The 15,980-nt window shown below is 55.5% G+C and carries 15 protein-coding genes; 6 read left to right on the top strand and 9 right to left on the bottom strand.

The genetic code is table 11. The features are described 5' to 3' along the window. Positions 1–79: 79 nt before the first annotated feature. Together NPS29_RS00875 and NPS29_RS00870 are read right to left on the bottom strand one after the other, a co-directional pair. A complete protein-coding gene (locus NPS29_RS00875; protein ID WP_274130123.1) occupies positions 80–910 on the bottom strand; it encodes an AraC family transcriptional regulator in 831 nt (276 codons plus the stop codon). A 1,157-nt stretch (positions 911–2,067) separates the two neighbouring features. Then, a complete protein-coding gene (locus tag NPS29_RS00870) occupies positions 2,068–3,003 on the bottom strand; it encodes a DMT family transporter (RefSeq protein WP_274130122.1) in 936 nt (311 codons plus the stop codon). A 100-nt stretch (positions 3,004–3,103) separates the two neighbouring features. Here NPS29_RS00870 and NPS29_RS00865 point away from each other — a divergent pair, with 100 nt between their 5' ends. Continuing rightward, positions 3,104–3,958, top strand: coding sequence for a LysR family transcriptional regulator (locus tag NPS29_RS00865; RefSeq protein ID WP_274130121.1), 855 nt, complete (start codon positions 3,104–3,106; stop codon positions 3,956–3,958). A gap of 287 nt (positions 3,959–4,245) precedes the next feature. Here the strand turns inward: NPS29_RS00865 and NPS29_RS00860 are convergent, their stop codons facing one another. Continuing rightward, positions 4,246–5,175, bottom strand: a complete 930-nt coding sequence (locus tag NPS29_RS00860) for a LysR family transcriptional regulator (RefSeq protein WP_274130120.1) — start codon at positions 5,173–5,175, stop codon at positions 4,246–4,248. A 128-nt stretch (positions 5,176–5,303) separates the two neighbouring features. Between NPS29_RS00860 and NPS29_RS00855 the strand changes: the two genes are divergently transcribed. Next, positions 5,304–6,020 (top strand): SDR family oxidoreductase, encoded by a 717-nt coding sequence (locus tag NPS29_RS00855; RefSeq protein ID WP_274130119.1) that lies wholly within the window; start codon positions 5,304–5,306, stop codon positions 6,018–6,020. A 652-nt stretch (positions 6,021–6,672) separates the two neighbouring features. Here the strand turns inward: NPS29_RS00855 and NPS29_RS00850 are convergent. After that, a complete protein-coding gene (locus NPS29_RS00850; RefSeq protein WP_274130118.1) occupies positions 6,673–7,605 on the bottom strand; it encodes an AraC family transcriptional regulator in 933 nt (310 codons plus the stop codon). A gap of 85 nt (positions 7,606–7,690) precedes the next feature. Here NPS29_RS00850 and NPS29_RS00845 point away from each other — a divergent pair, with 85 nt between their 5' ends. Further along, complete coding sequence (locus NPS29_RS00845) at positions 7,691–8,656, top strand: oxidoreductase (protein WP_274130117.1); 966 nt, start codon at positions 7,691–7,693, stop codon at positions 8,654–8,656. A 9-nt stretch (positions 8,657–8,665) separates the two neighbouring features. Here the strand turns inward: NPS29_RS00845 and NPS29_RS00840 are convergent, their stop codons facing one another. From NPS29_RS00840 to NPS29_RS28780, 3 genes are all read right to left on the bottom strand, one after another. Beyond that, the gene (locus NPS29_RS00840) at positions 8,666–8,932 is read right to left on the bottom strand and encodes a hypothetical protein (protein ID WP_425312419.1); all 267 of its coding nucleotides are present in this window, start codon (positions 8,930–8,932) and stop codon (positions 8,666–8,668) included. 36 nt (positions 8,933–8,968) lie between these two features. After that, complete coding sequence (locus NPS29_RS00835) at positions 8,969–9,220, bottom strand: hypothetical protein (RefSeq protein ID WP_274130116.1); 252 nt, start codon at positions 9,218–9,220, stop codon at positions 8,969–8,971. A gap of 642 nt (positions 9,221–9,862) precedes the next feature. After that, entirely contained in the window at positions 9,863–10,177 is a 315-nt protein-coding gene (locus tag NPS29_RS28780; protein WP_274130115.1) for a DUF6021 family protein, read from the bottom strand. A 223-nt stretch (positions 10,178–10,400) separates the two neighbouring features. On the opposite strand from NPS29_RS28780, the gene NPS29_RS00825 reads away from it, so the two are divergent. From NPS29_RS00825 to NPS29_RS00815, 3 genes are all read left to right on the top strand, one after another. Next, positions 10,401–10,778, top strand: a complete 378-nt coding sequence (locus NPS29_RS00825) for a termination factor Rho (RefSeq protein ID WP_274130114.1) — start codon at positions 10,401–10,403, stop codon at positions 10,776–10,778. Between the two features lie 105 nt (positions 10,779–10,883). Continuing rightward, on the top strand, positions 10,884–11,315 hold the full coding sequence (locus tag NPS29_RS00820) for a DNA methylase (protein ID WP_274130113.1): 432 nt from the start codon (positions 10,884–10,886) through the stop codon (positions 11,313–11,315). Then, positions 11,312–12,070, top strand: coding sequence for a DUF72 domain-containing protein (locus tag NPS29_RS00815; RefSeq protein WP_274130112.1), 759 nt, complete (start codon positions 11,312–11,314; stop codon positions 12,068–12,070). Before NPS29_RS00820 ends, NPS29_RS00815 begins: the two co-directional genes overlap by 4 nt. Before the next feature lie 116 nt (positions 12,071–12,186). Here the strand turns inward: NPS29_RS00815 and NPS29_RS00810 are convergent, their stop codons facing one another. Continuing rightward, positions 12,187–12,411 carry a DUF2188 domain-containing protein gene (locus NPS29_RS00810; RefSeq protein ID WP_274130111.1) on the bottom strand — a complete coding sequence of 75 codons (225 nt, stop codon included), beginning with the start codon at positions 12,409–12,411 and terminating at the stop codon, positions 12,187–12,189. 23 nt (positions 12,412–12,434) lie between these two features. Beyond that, on the bottom strand, positions 12,435–15,890 hold the full coding sequence (ligD, locus tag NPS29_RS00805) for a DNA ligase D (protein WP_337993873.1): 3,456 nt from the start codon (positions 15,888–15,890) through the stop codon (positions 12,435–12,437). Positions 15,891–15,980: the final 90 nt, after the last annotated feature.

Raw genomic sequence — 15,980 nt, 5'->3', positions numbered from 1 at the left:
GACTTTATTAATTGTCGCTAACCGTCATTGCGGGAATCTGCTCTATCGCGCCACCCTTGCGTCCTTTTGGGACATACCTCTAGCGAGGCCTCCTCATCTCACTGGGTGATCGCCCCAAGAAACGTTTGAACAACCGGGCTAGGTAAGAAGGCGAGTCCAACCCTACGAGGAGACTCACCTCAAGAATAGAGAAGGACGTCGTTGAAATCAGGTGGGCTGCCTTCTCTACCCGTGCGCGCATCGTGAACTCCGAGAGAGTTTCGTGCGCGACGGTTTTGAAAATTCGGGTCAGGTGGCGTCGTGAAAGGTGAAACTCATGCGCCAGAAACTCCACATTGAGATCAGTTTCCAGGTTTTCCCGGACGTATCGTTGAATGTCCTGCACCAGCAACGCATGGGACTTGTGTTCGTTAAGTTGACTTGTGGGGTGGCTAGCAATGGCCCGCGCGCACTCCTCGAATATTAGGTGCTTCAGATGGGGCAGCTGCCGTTGGAAGGCCGCGTTGGAAATACTGCTTTCAAGTTGGTCATGCAAGCGCAAGATGCCGTCCAACACATTGGTAGATTCCCAAATTCCTGGACGATTTACCTGGTCGGCGAGAGTCCGATAGCCGTGGATAAGCCCTTGTCGCTTCACATAAGTAGCATCGACGTACAAGGTCATGTGTTCCTCACGACCGGGGGCAGCTACAGTGGCGTGCGCGAAGTCGGCCGGCACAAAGGAGAACGCTTGACGACAAACGTGAGTTGACTGTGTGCTTTCGGTGGAGAGAAATAACGAACCCTGACGTGGCAAAAGCAGCATGTGGCAATCATGGGCGTGCCAATCCACGGCATAGCCGGTAGTGTCGCTAGTCTCCAGACAGAACACATCCGAGATGTCATTCAACTTGCGCGACATGTAGGGCATAGATCGACTTTTCCGATGAAGTTGTGCTAACCACTGGCATCAACTGGACGTTTAAATGGGGGAAGCCCGGTATCGGGAACGATCCGCATTATCATACATTCAATATTCTTAACATACGACGTGGTACGTACGTTTTCAGATTGGCACGTAGGGGGGGCATCAGCGATATCCTACCTACTTTCACAGCTGGCCGTCCTGCTGCTGGATGAGGAACCTGCCCTTTAATGAGTGCTCGCGGCACGCTCACCTTGGATGGTCAGAACGCGTTTGGTTTGCACCCAGACTATTTGAATGGAGTGTCAACGCGAGAGGCCGAGAAATCGCTGCGGCTGCAGGCAGGCTTAAGGCCAGTGAAATGACGCCACAGGCTTGGGCGGGAGCCATCTGATTCACCGAACTTTTCTTGGGACTTTTTGCCTTACTTAAGGGTTTCTAAATTGAGTCATGGGCAAGGAGGGCCTAATGCCTAACGGCGGCAGATCAAAACGTCAGCTCGAGAGCTTACGGCGAGTACGTGACTGGCATTTGGAGAGTGCATTGCGTGCTCAGTTAGAGGGTAGAAGTGAGGACTTCAGATTTCACATGCACTATTACCGATTACTAGGCCCAGCTGTTGATGTCGCATCAAGCCACGCGCCGGGCTCTTGGATGTAGGTATCTGAGCACAAAAAGAGCCGAGTTCCGTCTCATGCTGCCATGCCTGCGCTCGGGGGGTAGGCGCCAGATATATCTCGCTAGCCTCCGAAACGCTAGTCGGGCTAAGATTTCAAATCGCTATCTTGGTCTGACTCCGTGTGAATGCATGCTCGACGCCCGCGCTAGGAAGCTCCTCTGTACTTTCAAAGACGATAATTTTCGACAGGTTGACCCGATGGATTTCACATCACTGATCTTTCTACAGGAGCGGGGATATGTAGTGGTGCACCTCAATGCTGGGAAGATTTCCGCTGCACGAACGTTCGCAGGGAAACAACTCTTCAACCGAATTTGGGGTAGTCGGTAATGTTGCTAGGGACGTATCTAGCGATGATCGTGTACAACTACTAATGACCTTGACCGAGTGATCTTGGTCTTCGATAGGAATAGCGGCTTGAATCGGCTATCCCTAGCAACTAGGTTTAGCCGTATAGCAAGTCTTCTGTGTTGCTTGAAACGCTTTAACGGGCCGTAGAGCTTGAATCGTGTGACGCCTCGGAGGCTGTTCGGGCTTCGACGCCCATCACTAGCCAAATGCCTATCGCGGAAACTGCCATCCCGACCGCCATTTGCCACGACAGCGGCTCATCGAACATGGCCCAGGCCCAGAGCAAGGTTATCGGCGGGCTTAGATACAGCACGCTGGTCACCCGCGTCTCGCTGGTTCGGTGCAAACAGAGCCAATACAACCCATAGCCGCCAAGTGTGGACAGGCCTGTCCATAGCACGCTCGAAGCGAAGCCCATGCTGGAGGGCGGCATCAGACTGCCCTGGCTGCCCTCAATGCCAGCAAAGGCGAAGATCGACACAAAGCATTGCAACCAAAGATTGGGCAGAACCTTCATTGATTGCGAAGTGCCGATGCGTTTTTGCCACAACGTCGCTAACGCCAGTGAAAGCATGCCAGCTACTGGCAGTACGCAGGCCCAAAGCGGCGCCTCGCCTAACCCGAGTGCACTGTGGCTAACCCACAGCACACCGATCAGGCCCAAGATCAGACCGAGCCATACCTGGCGCTTCAGCCGCTCCCCCCAAAATACCGCCGCTAGAAGCGCCATGCCCATCGGCAGCAGATCTGCGCATAGAGCGGTGAGTCCTGCTGGAACTCCGAGCGTGATCCCCTGCGTTAGCCCTGTCAGGTAGCCTGCCATCGCCAGCAGTCCAATCCCGGCGTGCCTCAGCAGGTTACGAAAAGAGGTTTCACGCAACGCTTTCCAAACGAATGGCAACAGGAGAAGGCAAACCACCACGCAACGCCATAGGCCCACCAACAGCGCTGGTGCGTAATCAATCGACAGGCGTGCACCAATGAATCCCGAACTCCATGCCAGTAATAGACCGGCTTCAAGCAGCAGTAGCGGTACCGTGTGGGGCCAATCGACGGCGCGATATCTCATATTGTTGACTCTATAAGCTCGTTCATTCCCCGAGCCTACGAAAGAGATGTGGTTTAATAAATCAATATATAATTGAGAATCTGTTTAAGAATGGTGGATTATGTCTGTAATATTAGACATTGACCTGTTGCGCACTTTTCATGCGGTGGTACGCATTGGAAAATTCAGGAAGGCAGCCGAGCATTTGCATAAGAGTGCGGCGGCGGTCAGCGTTCACATTCAGCGTCTAGAAAATGTGGCGGGTGGTCGGCTGTTAAATCGCGATAACCAGTCACTTTCCCTGACCGACCTGGGCAGGCGCTTGCTGATCTCGACTGAACCGTTGTTACGAACGCATGATCAGGCATTGGCTGATCTGCACGGCACTCGTCTCGCCGGACGTATCAGATTGGGAGTACCAGATGAGTACGCAACTCATGTCATCACGGAAATTCTGCCCACGTTCACTTCCACCTGGCCAAACGTAATACTGGAACTCAAAACGGCGCCCAGTCCTGTTCTAAAGGAGTGGATCCGGCGCGGCGAATTGGAAGCTGCCGTGGTGTCTGAGCCTCTTGGGGATGTCGACGGGGACACCCAGATTTTGATGTCGACAACACCGGTCTGGGTCGGCCCGAGGAGTACCTCTGTGGCGTACGATGATCCATTGCCTTTGGCTGTACATACAGTGCAATGCTGCTATCGCGCGGCCATGCTTGAATCGCTCAAGGTGTCAGGTCGGCGTTCGCGCATCGTGCTCGAAAGCCTCTCCAGTCAGGCGGTAAAGGCATGCGTTGAGGCCGGATTGGCAGTGAGCTTGATCGACCGTGGCAAGGTCACAGAACGTATGCAGATACTCCAGGGAATGCCCGCTATCCCAGAGTATTACATCGTACTGATGCGCAGTGCAGCGTCTCATAAGGATGAGGCCGTTGAGTTGTTGGCGCGTGCAATGCAGACCTCATTTCGGTTGTAGGTGGCAGCCGCAAAGCTTAGTCTGGTGCGGTCTGCGTGGCCTGCATTTGTCTGTAGGCGTGCCCCGAAAATTTGTGGTGGATAATAGCTATGGATGGGTAGCTACGCAGCAAAGACAATGCGGCAGACCTATGCGGAGCGTCCCAAATACTCAATCGTAAGGGGCTGACGGCATCGGGATTTCGACCGATTTCCAGTTGCCGACCCCGCTAGTCCTACGGCATATAAGCGTGAAACGCGGGACACATATTCTAGGTATCTCTTGCTCGGCCCACGCTGTGTTCGCACTCAAACATCCTCAACAGGATAGGCTTCCTGGCATACCGAAATGATGCAGTTCCTCAAAGATCGATGTACTGGATCAGCGTCCATCCGGGGATGCCACATCGCTGAGATCTGAAAACCAGGGAGCGATGCGGGGAGTTCAAATATGCTCACATCTAAAGTGGGCCCTTGTAAATGAGGGATACCCAGGCAGGAGCGAGGGACTAAACCGATCAGCTCTGATTGGCGAACTATCCGCATTGCGTCTTGGTAACTCGGTACTACAACCCTCACTCTGCGCTCCAGGCCAAATGACTCAAGCTCATTCCTGAGCAGCTCGGTTCCCGCTCCTTCCTGCAACGCTGATACATGATCGAATGCGGCGAAATCCTGCGCCGTCACTTTCCCCCCCTTTAAGATCGCATGTCCCTCTCGAACAACCCCTACGTAAGCGTCATGGAAAAGGAAACGGGTTCGAATCTCCGGGGCTAGTGTTTCAATCAGACCAATATCCAGGTCGACCACTCCCTCACGAAGTGGCTGCGCGTCTTTCTGCGGGCGGGCTTCGAACCTTAAACACATGCGCGGTGCCAGTTGGCTTACCGCCGTTACCACAGGGCCAGAAAGCCACTTCATGAAACACTGGCTGGCCCGGATGGTGAAAGTCCCGGTGATCGAGGCCATATCAAGGTCGCTGGCTTGGGGGCGCAGAATAGCCTTGGCGTCACGGGTCACTTCATGAACCTGATCACGTATTTCCAAGGCGCGAGGGGTAGGAACCAACGCTCGCCCGGCCCTCACCAAAAGGGGATCGCCAGTGACCTTGCGCAAACGCGAAAGCGTGCGGCTCATCGCCGAGGTACTGACATGCAGCCGATGCGCAGCTTTGGTGACGCTGCATTCTGCAAGCAACATATCAAGGGACAAGAGAAGATTTAGATCAAGATCGCTCATGAAAGTCCGGTTTCAAAAGGTATTTAGGATGAGGCGTTTGGTGCAACTGTATTGTGATCTTCATGCGTCTACCGCTTCTTGGGTCGGTTTCCTATAGTGAGATGACCAACCAGCAACGGAGATGAATGATGTCAGCGACTGAATCTAAAGCCTTGTCCCGCAACGTTCTCATTATCGGCGCATCGCGCGGCATCGGCTATGCCATGGCTGCGGAGTTTCTGGAGAGGGGATGGAACGTTACAGGGACGATTCGAGGCACTGCCAGAACGCAGCTGCATGATTTAGCCGTCAGATACGAAGGTCGTGTCGAGATTGAGTCACTGGACATCACGCAACCCGACGAAATTAAAGCGCTGAAGGGGCGCTTGGCTGAAAGACGCTTCGATATACTTTTCGTCAATGCGGGTACCGCCAATGACAATCAGGACGAAACGATTGCAGAAGTTTCAACAGACGATTTCGTACGAGTCATGATCACCAATGCGCTGAGTCCAATGCGTGTGATCGAAGGCCTGCAATCCTTGGTGTCCGCTGAAGGACTGATCGGCGTCATGTCCTCAGGACAAGGCAGCGTGAGTAACAACGAGAAAGGCGGTCACGAGGTTTATCGGGGGAGCAAGGCAGCACTTAATATGTACATGCGTAGCTATGCTGCTCGGCACGCCGAAGACCGCCGATCCTTGGTGCTAATGGCTCCGGGCTGGATTCGCACGGCACTCGGAGGGCCAGATGCTGCGTTCAGCCTAGAAGAAACAATCTCAGAAATCGTCACATCCTTGCTTTCACAGCAGGGCAAGCAAGGTCTGAAATATATTGATCGGAAAGGCGAAACCGTCCCGTGGTGATCGCATCTTGTTCATCACTCAATGCGATGGTGAGTGTCGATGCTGAGGGGGATCGTTTAAGTTGAAACAGTACCAGGCTGATCCTGATCGCAGCGGTAGTCCTCAACGTTGTCGCGACGCTCCATCAAACTTTTGGACAGGGCGTTGAGATAGAGTCGAAGCTCTCCATCCTCTTTCGCAGGTCGGTGATATGAGTGGCTGATACGCCGCGTGAGGCCGCTTCATCGGTCAGTAATTGGAGCGTCGAAGTGAGCTCAATCTAATTTTGAATCAGGTCGCTGTAAGCTTCAGTGAGGGGCATCCTTCATGTCTTACTCTTTTTGGATCCGCCCATTGAAATGGCTTTTGGGATGGGCCGCCTGTAGGGGACGGCTGTCGTAAACCGAGCCCTCGCGGTACCCGCTTAGTCTCGGCCCTGCGGGCTTTCATACTCCCACAAGCCTGAGGAGAGAGTTTGAAGTAATCAAGGCGATTGTTCATGGCGGTCACTCACAGTGGATTGATTTGCTGGAACCCACTGTAATCACGGGTGGCCTAGTCACACTGGGCCAAGAAGAGACCTTTCAACTAAGCCATGGTGAGTTTGATCCAATATCTGCTGATCCTCATCGTGACTTTCCGGGTTGAGTGCCAATCAGAGCGCGCAGTGCTGCTATTGAATGTGTTCACGCATTGCGTCTCGCCGATACTGACCAGGCGATTGCCCGTGAACTCGACGGAAGGCCACTCCAAAAGCAGCATCGGACAGATAACCCAGGGAGGCAGCGACTGTCGCCACACTGTCACGGCCCGTGCACAACCTGGATGCAGCAACTTGCATGCGCCAGCGAGTCGCGTACTCGACAGGAGAATGTCCTACCCGGTGCTTGAACAGTGCGGCGAAGCTGGATCGCGACATACAAGCGATCTCCGCCATCTGTGCCAATGTCCAAGATTTCTCCGGGGCACCATGAATGGCGCGCATCACTTTCGCGATAGTAGGGTCGCGCAGGCCTCCCAGCCAGGCAAGGTCGGCGACATCGGCTGTGCTGATGTGATGGCGCAACCCATGGAGGAAAATCAGACGAAGCAGGTCGTTGCACATGGCGTTGGCGCCTGGTTGCGTTGACTGCCATTCTCTATCCAGTTCATCCAGCAACCAGGCAAACGACGAGGCGGCACCCGATGCTGCACTGATGATGATCGCAGGCGGCAGCAGCGACAGAAACTGGCCGGCGCCGGCATTGATCAGGCTCACACTGCCGCCCAATAATTCCACATCATCACCGGCACCCAAGGTGGCGAGTGTGCTGGACTGGGCGAAGGCCTCGGACGCATTGATCGCATCGCCCTCCGGATCGCTCGCCAGGATGAACGGGGTGCGAGAAATCACGAAGCAGTCGCCCGCCCGCAATTGACGCGGCTGGCTGCCTTCGATGCGCAGCCAGCACTGACCACGTCGCACGACGTTGAATTTGAGTTCAATCGGTCGAAAACGCAGGGCCCATTGCCCACCTGCCTGCAGGCGTACGGAGCATGCGGCGCGAAGCCCTGCCAGCGCGAGTACGTCGGATAAGGGATCTGAAACGGGATTTTGGATGATCAAGACAGAAACCTGGATTATCTGAACTGTTTCGTCCAGGCATGTTAAAGAACAATGGGCGCTCACGCCATCCAACTGGGAGCCCATCATGACAACGCCGCAGGAACCTCTTGTTTCAACTTTCACCGCTGCCACTACTGCGACTGAAGTCATGGCCGGGGTGGATCTAGCTGGGCATCTGGCCGTTGTCACCGGTGGATACTCCGGCTTAGGGCTGGTCACCGCTAAAAGCCTGGCCCGTGCAGGTGCTCAGGTCATAGTTCCGGCCAGAGATCCTGATCGTGCGCGCAAGGCTCTGGCGGGCGAGGAGGGTGTCACTGTCCACCCGATGGATCTGATTAATCCCGACTCCATTCAAGCTTTCGCCGCTCAATTCGTTCAGCGCGGACAACCGCTTTCGTTATTGATCAATTGTGCGGGCGTCATGGCCTCGCCCTTGGCACGAGATGTTGATGGGCACGAAAGTCAGTTCGCGATCAACCATCTGGGGCACTTCCGTCTAGTGTGCGGTCTGTGGCCAGCCCTTATCGCGGCTCGCACTGCTCGGGTGATTGCGGTGTCATCGCGAGGACATCAGATTGCAGGTGTCGACTTTGATGACATCGACTTCACTCATCGTCCGTATGATAAATGGGCGGCGTATGGTCAGTCGAAAACAGCCAACGCGCTGTTCGCAATGGGTCTCGACCATCGCGGTTCTGGTCTCGGCGTGCGCGCGTTTTCGCTTCACCCCGGTCAGATCCTGACTGACTTGGGACGCCATCTGAGCCGTGCAGAGATCGACGCGTTCGACGTCTATGATGAGAATGGCCAGCAAAAGGTCGCACCGCAGCTCGGTCTCAAAACCCTGGAGCAGGGAGCGGCAACGGGTTTGTGGTGCGCAACCAGCCCTGAGCTGAATGGCAAGGGCGGCGTCTACTGCGAAGACTGCAACATCGCGCCGATCAACGGCGCCGAGATAGGTCGCAAGGGAGTGGCAAGTTGGGCGGCCAATCCAGAATTCTCCGAGCACCTCTGGCGCATTTCCGAAACGTGGACGGGAGTTTCCCTGTGACCAGAAACGCTAATTACTTTGCTCTTTTGGGGAGCCGTTACGGCTTCTGAAATTTTTTCTGAACCCGCGAAGGTTCATCGCGAACAGGCATACCTGCAGGACGATCAATGCATAGGCATGAGCCGAAAGCCCCCAGATAATCCATAGGATATTGCTCAGGATGAAGCACCAGAACCCTGTCATTCTCCGCCGCGCTTGCTGCGAGCCAATGAGCCACGCTGCAAGAACGGTAACCAGCATCGCCGGCCACTGCACCCAGTCAACGCTGTTCACCATGTTAACTGCCCCTGAGGCCTGGGATTGAAACTAGCTTCAAAGCGCATCGGGCTCCCCTCGCTGAGTGGCTGTCCTGTTTTTCATAAAGCCCCTGATATTCATTCCACACAGTATTCCGTCCAGCAAAGCAAGGGCGTAAGCCTCTACATACAGCCCCCAGACGATCCACAATAGGTTGCCGAGGATGAAGCCTAGGAAAGCGAGCTTTCGCCTTTTGGCACGCTGGGATGCTGCCAGCCATGATGCGACCAGAATCACAACCATGGCAGGCCATTGAATAATATCCATGGATTCCTTTAGCCTCTCGAACGCACTCGCGCATGGTCGGCAGATAGCCCTTCGGTCACCTATCTGGAGTTATGTACGTAGGGATCGTTCAAAAGCGTCGGTAGCTGGAAGACCAAAACGCACGATGTCGGTATACGGCCGTGTTAACGGCTCGCCACCAGCTGATGTAATTTGGGGAGGAGTATTCACCGCTCGGATAGGAACCATTCAACAGAAAGATCGTATTTGGAACTCCTGATGAAGTATGGTGACAAATCGCCATCAATGAGCCGTTAGGTGACTTTCAATGCTCGAATCTCGTGCGCTAAGGCTTCTATCGACCTTCAAGGACGACACCTCGCGCGCAATCGATCCTCTCGATTTCACACTTCTACTGGTATTGAAGGAGCGGGGTTATGTGGAAATTGAGTTAGTAGTGGGGAAGGTCATCGCGAAGCGGACACTGAAAGGAAAAAATGCTCTCTTAAAGGCCGTCCGTTGAAGGGCGAACCGCCAGACTCTGGCAAAATTCCCTCCTCAATGACATAGATCTCTCGGCTGAAGTCAAAGTCATTAGTCCCCGTTGTTTAAAGCGCAATCTACCCCAGATGGCTGATGGTTGATTAAGGAATCGCCTATCAGCCTATGGGGCTGATCACCCGGTCAGGGCGCAGGGTCGTTGCTCGTGCGCGCCGGGTGTGGCGAATCGATCTGAGGATCGGTCACATCTGGCGAGTCAGGGTCGAACCCTAACTCCTGGGCATCACTCGCGCCGCCGTTTTCACGGTTCGTCTGGGCATCCTGATCAGAGCCTGGATTTCCTGGTGGAGGATTCCAGTCCTCTGGTCGCTCTTGCGAACCTTGCTTGGGCTCGGAAGGCGTTTTTTCCAAGCCTGAGTCATGACCCTCTCCAGTATCAGGCGCTTTCTCATCTGGGCCGGGGTACGCAGCGTCTGGCCCGTTGTTATCAACTGACATGGCAATTCTCCGTTCTGAACGCAGTTCATCCGCGTATAGAGTTCAGAGGTGGAGTACTTGGTAGAAGTGCTCTTGTAGCGACGAGCGGGACTCGATGATTCGAGCATGACTCGCGGCACAGTGGATTGGTAGAAAACTCGGTGAACTTTCTCGGGAAAATCGACTTCCCTAATGGCATAGGCGCGAACGCGCGTCGTCGATTTTCGATTTGGAGGTATCAGTCATGCCACGTGGAAGCAAAGCTAAATACACCGAAGAGCAGAAACGAAAAGCGGAACGTATTGAAGAAAGCTACGAGGATAAGGGCACACCCAAAGGTGAAGCGCAGGCCCGTGCCTGGGCGACCGTGAACAAGCAGTCCGGTGGAGGTGAGAAGGCGGGGGGTTCAGGTAAGAAAACATCTGCCTCTGCAAAGGCCCAAGCCAAGTCGGATTCGGGCAAGAGGGCTGCGCAAACTCGGAGCGGCCATGGTCGAGACTCTAAGTCATCACTTGAAAGTCAGAGTAAAGCGAGTCTCATGACGGAGGCGCGATCTCGCAATGTGTCTGGGCGCTCGAAAATGACCAAGGCCGAGTTGATCCAAGCGCTGCGGACGAAATGACTCTCTGGTCGGCGCGAACGCTCCAAAAAGGCGGGCATAGGCGTTGGCAGAACTGGTCGAGTGGTCGAGTGGTCGAGGCATTGTGCTGCCTAAAGGAGGTGCGCCATGAGCAAGATTACCAATGCTGCGGATCTAAATATTGATCTGAGCAGCGACGATGAGCACGACCTATTCAAATGGTTTATCGCCAGCTTTCTGATGGGGAAGCGGATCCGCTCAGACATCGCCGCAGCTGCCTACCGGGTCATCATCAAAAAGAATCAACGTGATACCGCGCGCAAGCTAGGCTCGTGCACCCATGGCGAATTGGTGAGAATGCTGGGCGAAGGGGGCTACGCACGATACGACGAATCTACTGCGCAACGCTTACTCAAACTCAGCAAAAAACTGAGCGATGAATACGGCGGCAAAATTGAGAACATTCGGCAGGCAAGCCATGACCGAATAGAGTTTGAAAAGCGCCTCGCTGAATTTGAAGGGATCGGCCCTAAGACCATTGAGATCTTCATGCGTGACGCGCAACAGGTATTGTTTTGAAAACCGCAGAGGTTTACGTAGGGTGCGCTGGCTGGAAGCTGGCACGGGAGTTCGCACCTGAATTTGAAGGCGAAGGTACGCATCTGCAACGTTACGCACTACGGCTGGGCGCTGCTGAGATCAACAGCTCCTTCTATCGCCCGCACAGACCTGCAACCTACGCGAAGTGGGCATCATCGGTAAGCAGAGATTTTCGCTTCTCAGTGAAAATCCCCAAGTCGATCACTCATGAGAGCCGGCTCGCGGACTGCTCAGAGCTGCTTGATAAATTCTTATTGGAGATCACGGCACTGGGCAGCGCGCTTGGCTGCCTGCTGATCCAACTTCCACCTTGTCTTTCATTCGATGCCCGGGTCGCAAGTCACTTCTTCGACGCCCTGAGAGCTCGCTTTTTAGGGCATGTAGTCATCGAGCCGCGTCATGAGTCCTGGGTGAACGCCCATCAGCTCTTGGTCGAGCAACACATAGGACAAGTAGCGGCTGATCCTGTCAGGTTGAGTAATGGCGCGCAGCCAAGTGGCTGGCCGGGAGTTCGCTATTGGCGCTTGCACGGAGCCCGGAGGATCTACTACAGCGCTTACGAACCGCCCTGGTTGGAACAACTCTCGCGGCGCATTCAGGCCTTGCCGAAGGACGATGTGCCGACCTGGTGTATTTTTGACAACACTGCTCGCGATGCCGCGCTTGAAAACGCTCTGCTCATGCAAAAGCTGCTAAAGATGGGTTGCCTAACTGAGCAGGAACCGGCCAGATAGTCTGCGAGTATTCCCTACGGCCTCAGTTGCCAAGGCAGAGCGTCAACACTCCTGCCTTGGTCACCTGATCATGCGCAACAAGGATGAGCATGGAGTCGAGGAGCAAGGGAGCATGTCTATCCTTTTGTCTTGGCCGGGTCGGCGGATCTTGGGTAGGTGCGTTCTTCTTGGATCGTGCCATCCTCTTTATGGATCTTCAGTGAGGCCGTCTTGCCCTCAAGGAACTCGCTGGCGAGAGCGGTGATTTCTGCTTTGGTCGACGCCGTTTTCGATGCACGGTCAGCGCCCTGTTTCGTGAGCGCCCAGCCCTTATCGGTTTTGGTGATGTGGTAGTTGCCCATTGTCTTTCTCCTCGTGTGATTCGCTATTTGATGCCTACTCGCCGACGCATGTCGGCGGTGATGGTTTGCCGGGTCGTCGGCAGGTCTGCCCACGGATCGCTGTCAAGCTGTCCCAGGCGCTCATGAAGGTTGTGAATGTTCCAGACGTTGGCACCTTTGATCTCAAGCAGCTCCTCGCGAAAGATGGGTACCGATACCGGAAGCCCCTCCCGCGTGCGGACTGAGTAGGCGCTGATCATCGTGGCGCCCAGGCCATTTCGCAGGTAATCGATAAAGATGCGCCCCACACGGTTTTTCGGCCCCGAGACGGCTGAGAAACGATCTGGCAGCAGCTTGGCGATGTGTTTGACGATGGCATGGCTGAAGCTTTTTACAGCCTCCCAGTCCGCCTTGGGTGTGAGCGGCACGACCAAGTGAATGCCTTTGCCGCCGCTGGTCTTAAGGAATGACTTGAGTCCCAGTTCATCGAGCACCGTCAAGGTCAGCTGCGTGGCTTCCACCATGCTCTTCCACGGCAGAGCGGGATCAGGGTCGAGGTCGAGCACGAAGCGGTCGGGCCGCTCCAGATCTTTGGAAACAGCGTTCCAGGTATGCAGCTCCATCGCGCTCATCTGCACGGCCCCGATCAGGGCTTCAAGATTCTTGATAAGCATGACCGGATGGCCGGTGTATTCCTTGCCCATCGTCTCGATGCCCGGGATTGCCAGACGATCAGCGTTTTTCTGAAAGAACATCTCGCCAGTGATGCCTTCGGGCGCCCTGACTAGCGCAACAGGGCGTTGCGCTAACTGCGGTAGCAACCAATCGGAGACGCTGATGTAGTAGTCCGCCAAGTCACGCTTGGTCGATCCGCTCGTGGGGTCAATGATGCGCTCGGGGTGGGTTAAGCGGATCTTTCCTGATGTCGACCCCGCAGCGGAATCTGATTTTTGAGTTGGGGCGACCTTGGCGATTCTGCTTCGAGTGGCTTTCCCAACTGGGGTCTTCTCGACGTCTGAGGGCGGGGTAGGGCGTTCTTCAGTGATGGACTTGGCGGGCTTGTCTGTGCGCAAGCCGTGGAACACCGCGTGTCTGACGGAGCCGTCCTTCGTGATCTCAGCGAATGCCACCTCGGCCAGCAACTGAGGCTTGAGCCAGTGCACATCCTTGGCCTCGAAGCCGGTAGGTGGATTGACCACGGTCGCTTTCTTTACCTCCAGCGGGACGAGCTGATGGAAGATTGTGTTGAGTGTCGCTTCATCGAAGCCCGTCCCGACCTTGCCCGAAAACCGCAGTTCGCCGCTATCGGCATCGTGAAGGCCCAGCAGCAGCGCGCCGAATTTGCTCCGAGCGCCCTTTGGCTCGGTGTAGCCGACCACCACGAACTCTTGCCGGCGCCTGCACTTAAGTTTGATCCAGTCGCCGCTGCGCCTGGACACATAGGGGCTGCCTACGCGCTTCCCAATCAGGCCTTCCATCTTCATCTGACAGGCGCTGTTGAGCAGAGCGTTGGGGGCTTCACCAAAATCTTCGGAAAACCTGAGTATTTCGTCCTCGCTGGCTTCCAGCACTTTGGCCAAGGCGGCGCGCCTTTGCTCGACCGGCACCTCGCGCAAATCTATACCGTTGAGGAAGGGCATGTCGAACAGGTAGTAAACGATATTGCCGCTGCGCTCGGATTCGAATGCGTTCTGCAATGCCTGGAAGTCAGGGACACCGTCCTCGTTGGCGACCACCATCTCGCCGTCCAGCCACGCAGAGGCCAGCCCGAGACTGGCGATGGCTTCGGCTTGGCGCGGGAGCTTGTGCGTCCAGTCATGGCCATTGCGGGTGAACAGTTGCACTTTCCCGTCATCCACCCTGGCCATGACCCGATAGCCGTCGAACTTGATCTCGTAGCGCCAGTCGCCGTCGGGGGCTGACTCCACCAGCGTCGCCAGCTCCGGTTTAAGAGTATCGGGGAGGTCTGCCGCCTGTGCCCCTTCAAGCTTGGCTTTCGCCGGCCTTTTCTTGCGTGCTGGCACTTTCTCGACGGGTTTCGGTTCGGCAGCTTTGCCACCTCTTTTCCTGGCCACGATTGTCCGTTCGCTCAACACGCTGTTGGGCTGTTCCTTGACGATGTCGTGATCCGATTCAGCACGGGCAAAATCGTCCTGATGCTTGATCAGGAACCACTGCTCCTGCTTGCCAGGGATATGGGTCTTTACCAGGTTCCATACGCCGCCAAGCTTCTCGCCCTGCAACTCGAATTTCAGTCGTCCCTTGGCGTAGGCCTCGGCGGGGTCTGACAATGGTTTCCAGATGCCCCGATCCCACACGATGACATCGCCAGCCCCGTAATGGCCTTCGGGGATGCTGCCTTCAAACGTTGCGTAATCGATGGGGTGATCTTCGACATGCACGGCCAAGCGTTTGGCTTTGGGATCAAGGGAAGGGCCTTTGGGTACGGCCCAGCTCTTCAACGTGCCATTCAGTTCCAGCCGAAAATCATAATGAAGCCGGGTTGCATCGTGCTTCTGAATGCAGAACTGAAGCGCTTGATCGGAAGCCTTTCGCGTTGAGCCACGTTTGTGGTCGCCGCCACCGGCTGGCTCGGATGTCGCGTTGAAGTCACGTTTGCGATTGTACTCTTCAAGGCTCGAATGAGTTTCGCTGTGAGCTGACGGCGAGGCAGCGGGTTGGCTTCTCTTCCGGGTTTTCTTTTCCGGCTTCTGTGGCGCATCTCCAATGCGAATCCAGGTGGGTGCGTGATCGCTCGCGTGCTCTTCGCCGCGCACCCAGGCGTCCACACCCGCATCTTGCAGACGGGGCGCCAGTACTGGGTTCAGCAGGAGGTGGTCGATGCGCAGGCCAGAGTTTGTCTGCCAGTGCTGACGGAAGTAATCCCAGAACGTGTAGACGCGTTCGTCCGGATACAGGTGCCTAACCGAGTCGATCCAGCCTTGAGCCAGCAGCCGGCGATAGCATTCGCGACTCTCGGGCTGAAGCAAAGCGTCCTTGAGCCACGAGCGTGGGTTGTAGATGTCTTCGTCAGTCGGCACCACATTGAAATCCCCGGCCAGCACGACTGGATGTTCACTGGCCTGCAATGATTCCGCGTGCTCGATCAGGTGTTCGAACCAACGAAGCTTGTAGTCGAATTTAGGCCCGGGCTGAGGGTTGCCGTTGGGCAGGTAAAGACAGGCGACAATGACGCCATGGGCCGCTGCCTCGATGTACCGCGCCTGGGTATCGGCTTCCTCACCTGGCAAGCCCTTGTGGATCAGCAATGGCTCAGAATCCCGCGCCAGAATGGCAACGCCGTTCCAAGAGGTTTGTCCGAGATGCAGCGACCCGTAGCCTGCGGCTTCAATCTCTCGTGCCGGGAACGCTTTGTCCGGTGCCTTAAGCTCTTGTAGGCAGACGATGTCGGGCTGCTCGCGGTCAAGCCATTGCAACAAATTGGGCAGTCGGGCGCCGATGCCATTCACGTTGTACGTGGCGATCTTCAGGTCTTGCACCTTTGCGTACCTTCCAGCAGTCCTAGCCTACTCATGTGAGGGTTTGCAGGGGGAGGAGTTCGCGATTTATCGCCAGGGAATGACCGTTCG

The organism is Pseudomonas putida, from assembly GCF_028682175.1.
Classification (GTDB): Bacteria; Pseudomonadota; Gammaproteobacteria; order Pseudomonadales; family Pseudomonadaceae; genus Aquipseudomonas; species Aquipseudomonas putida_AD.
This window is presented reverse-complemented; position numbering and strand designations above follow the sequence as displayed.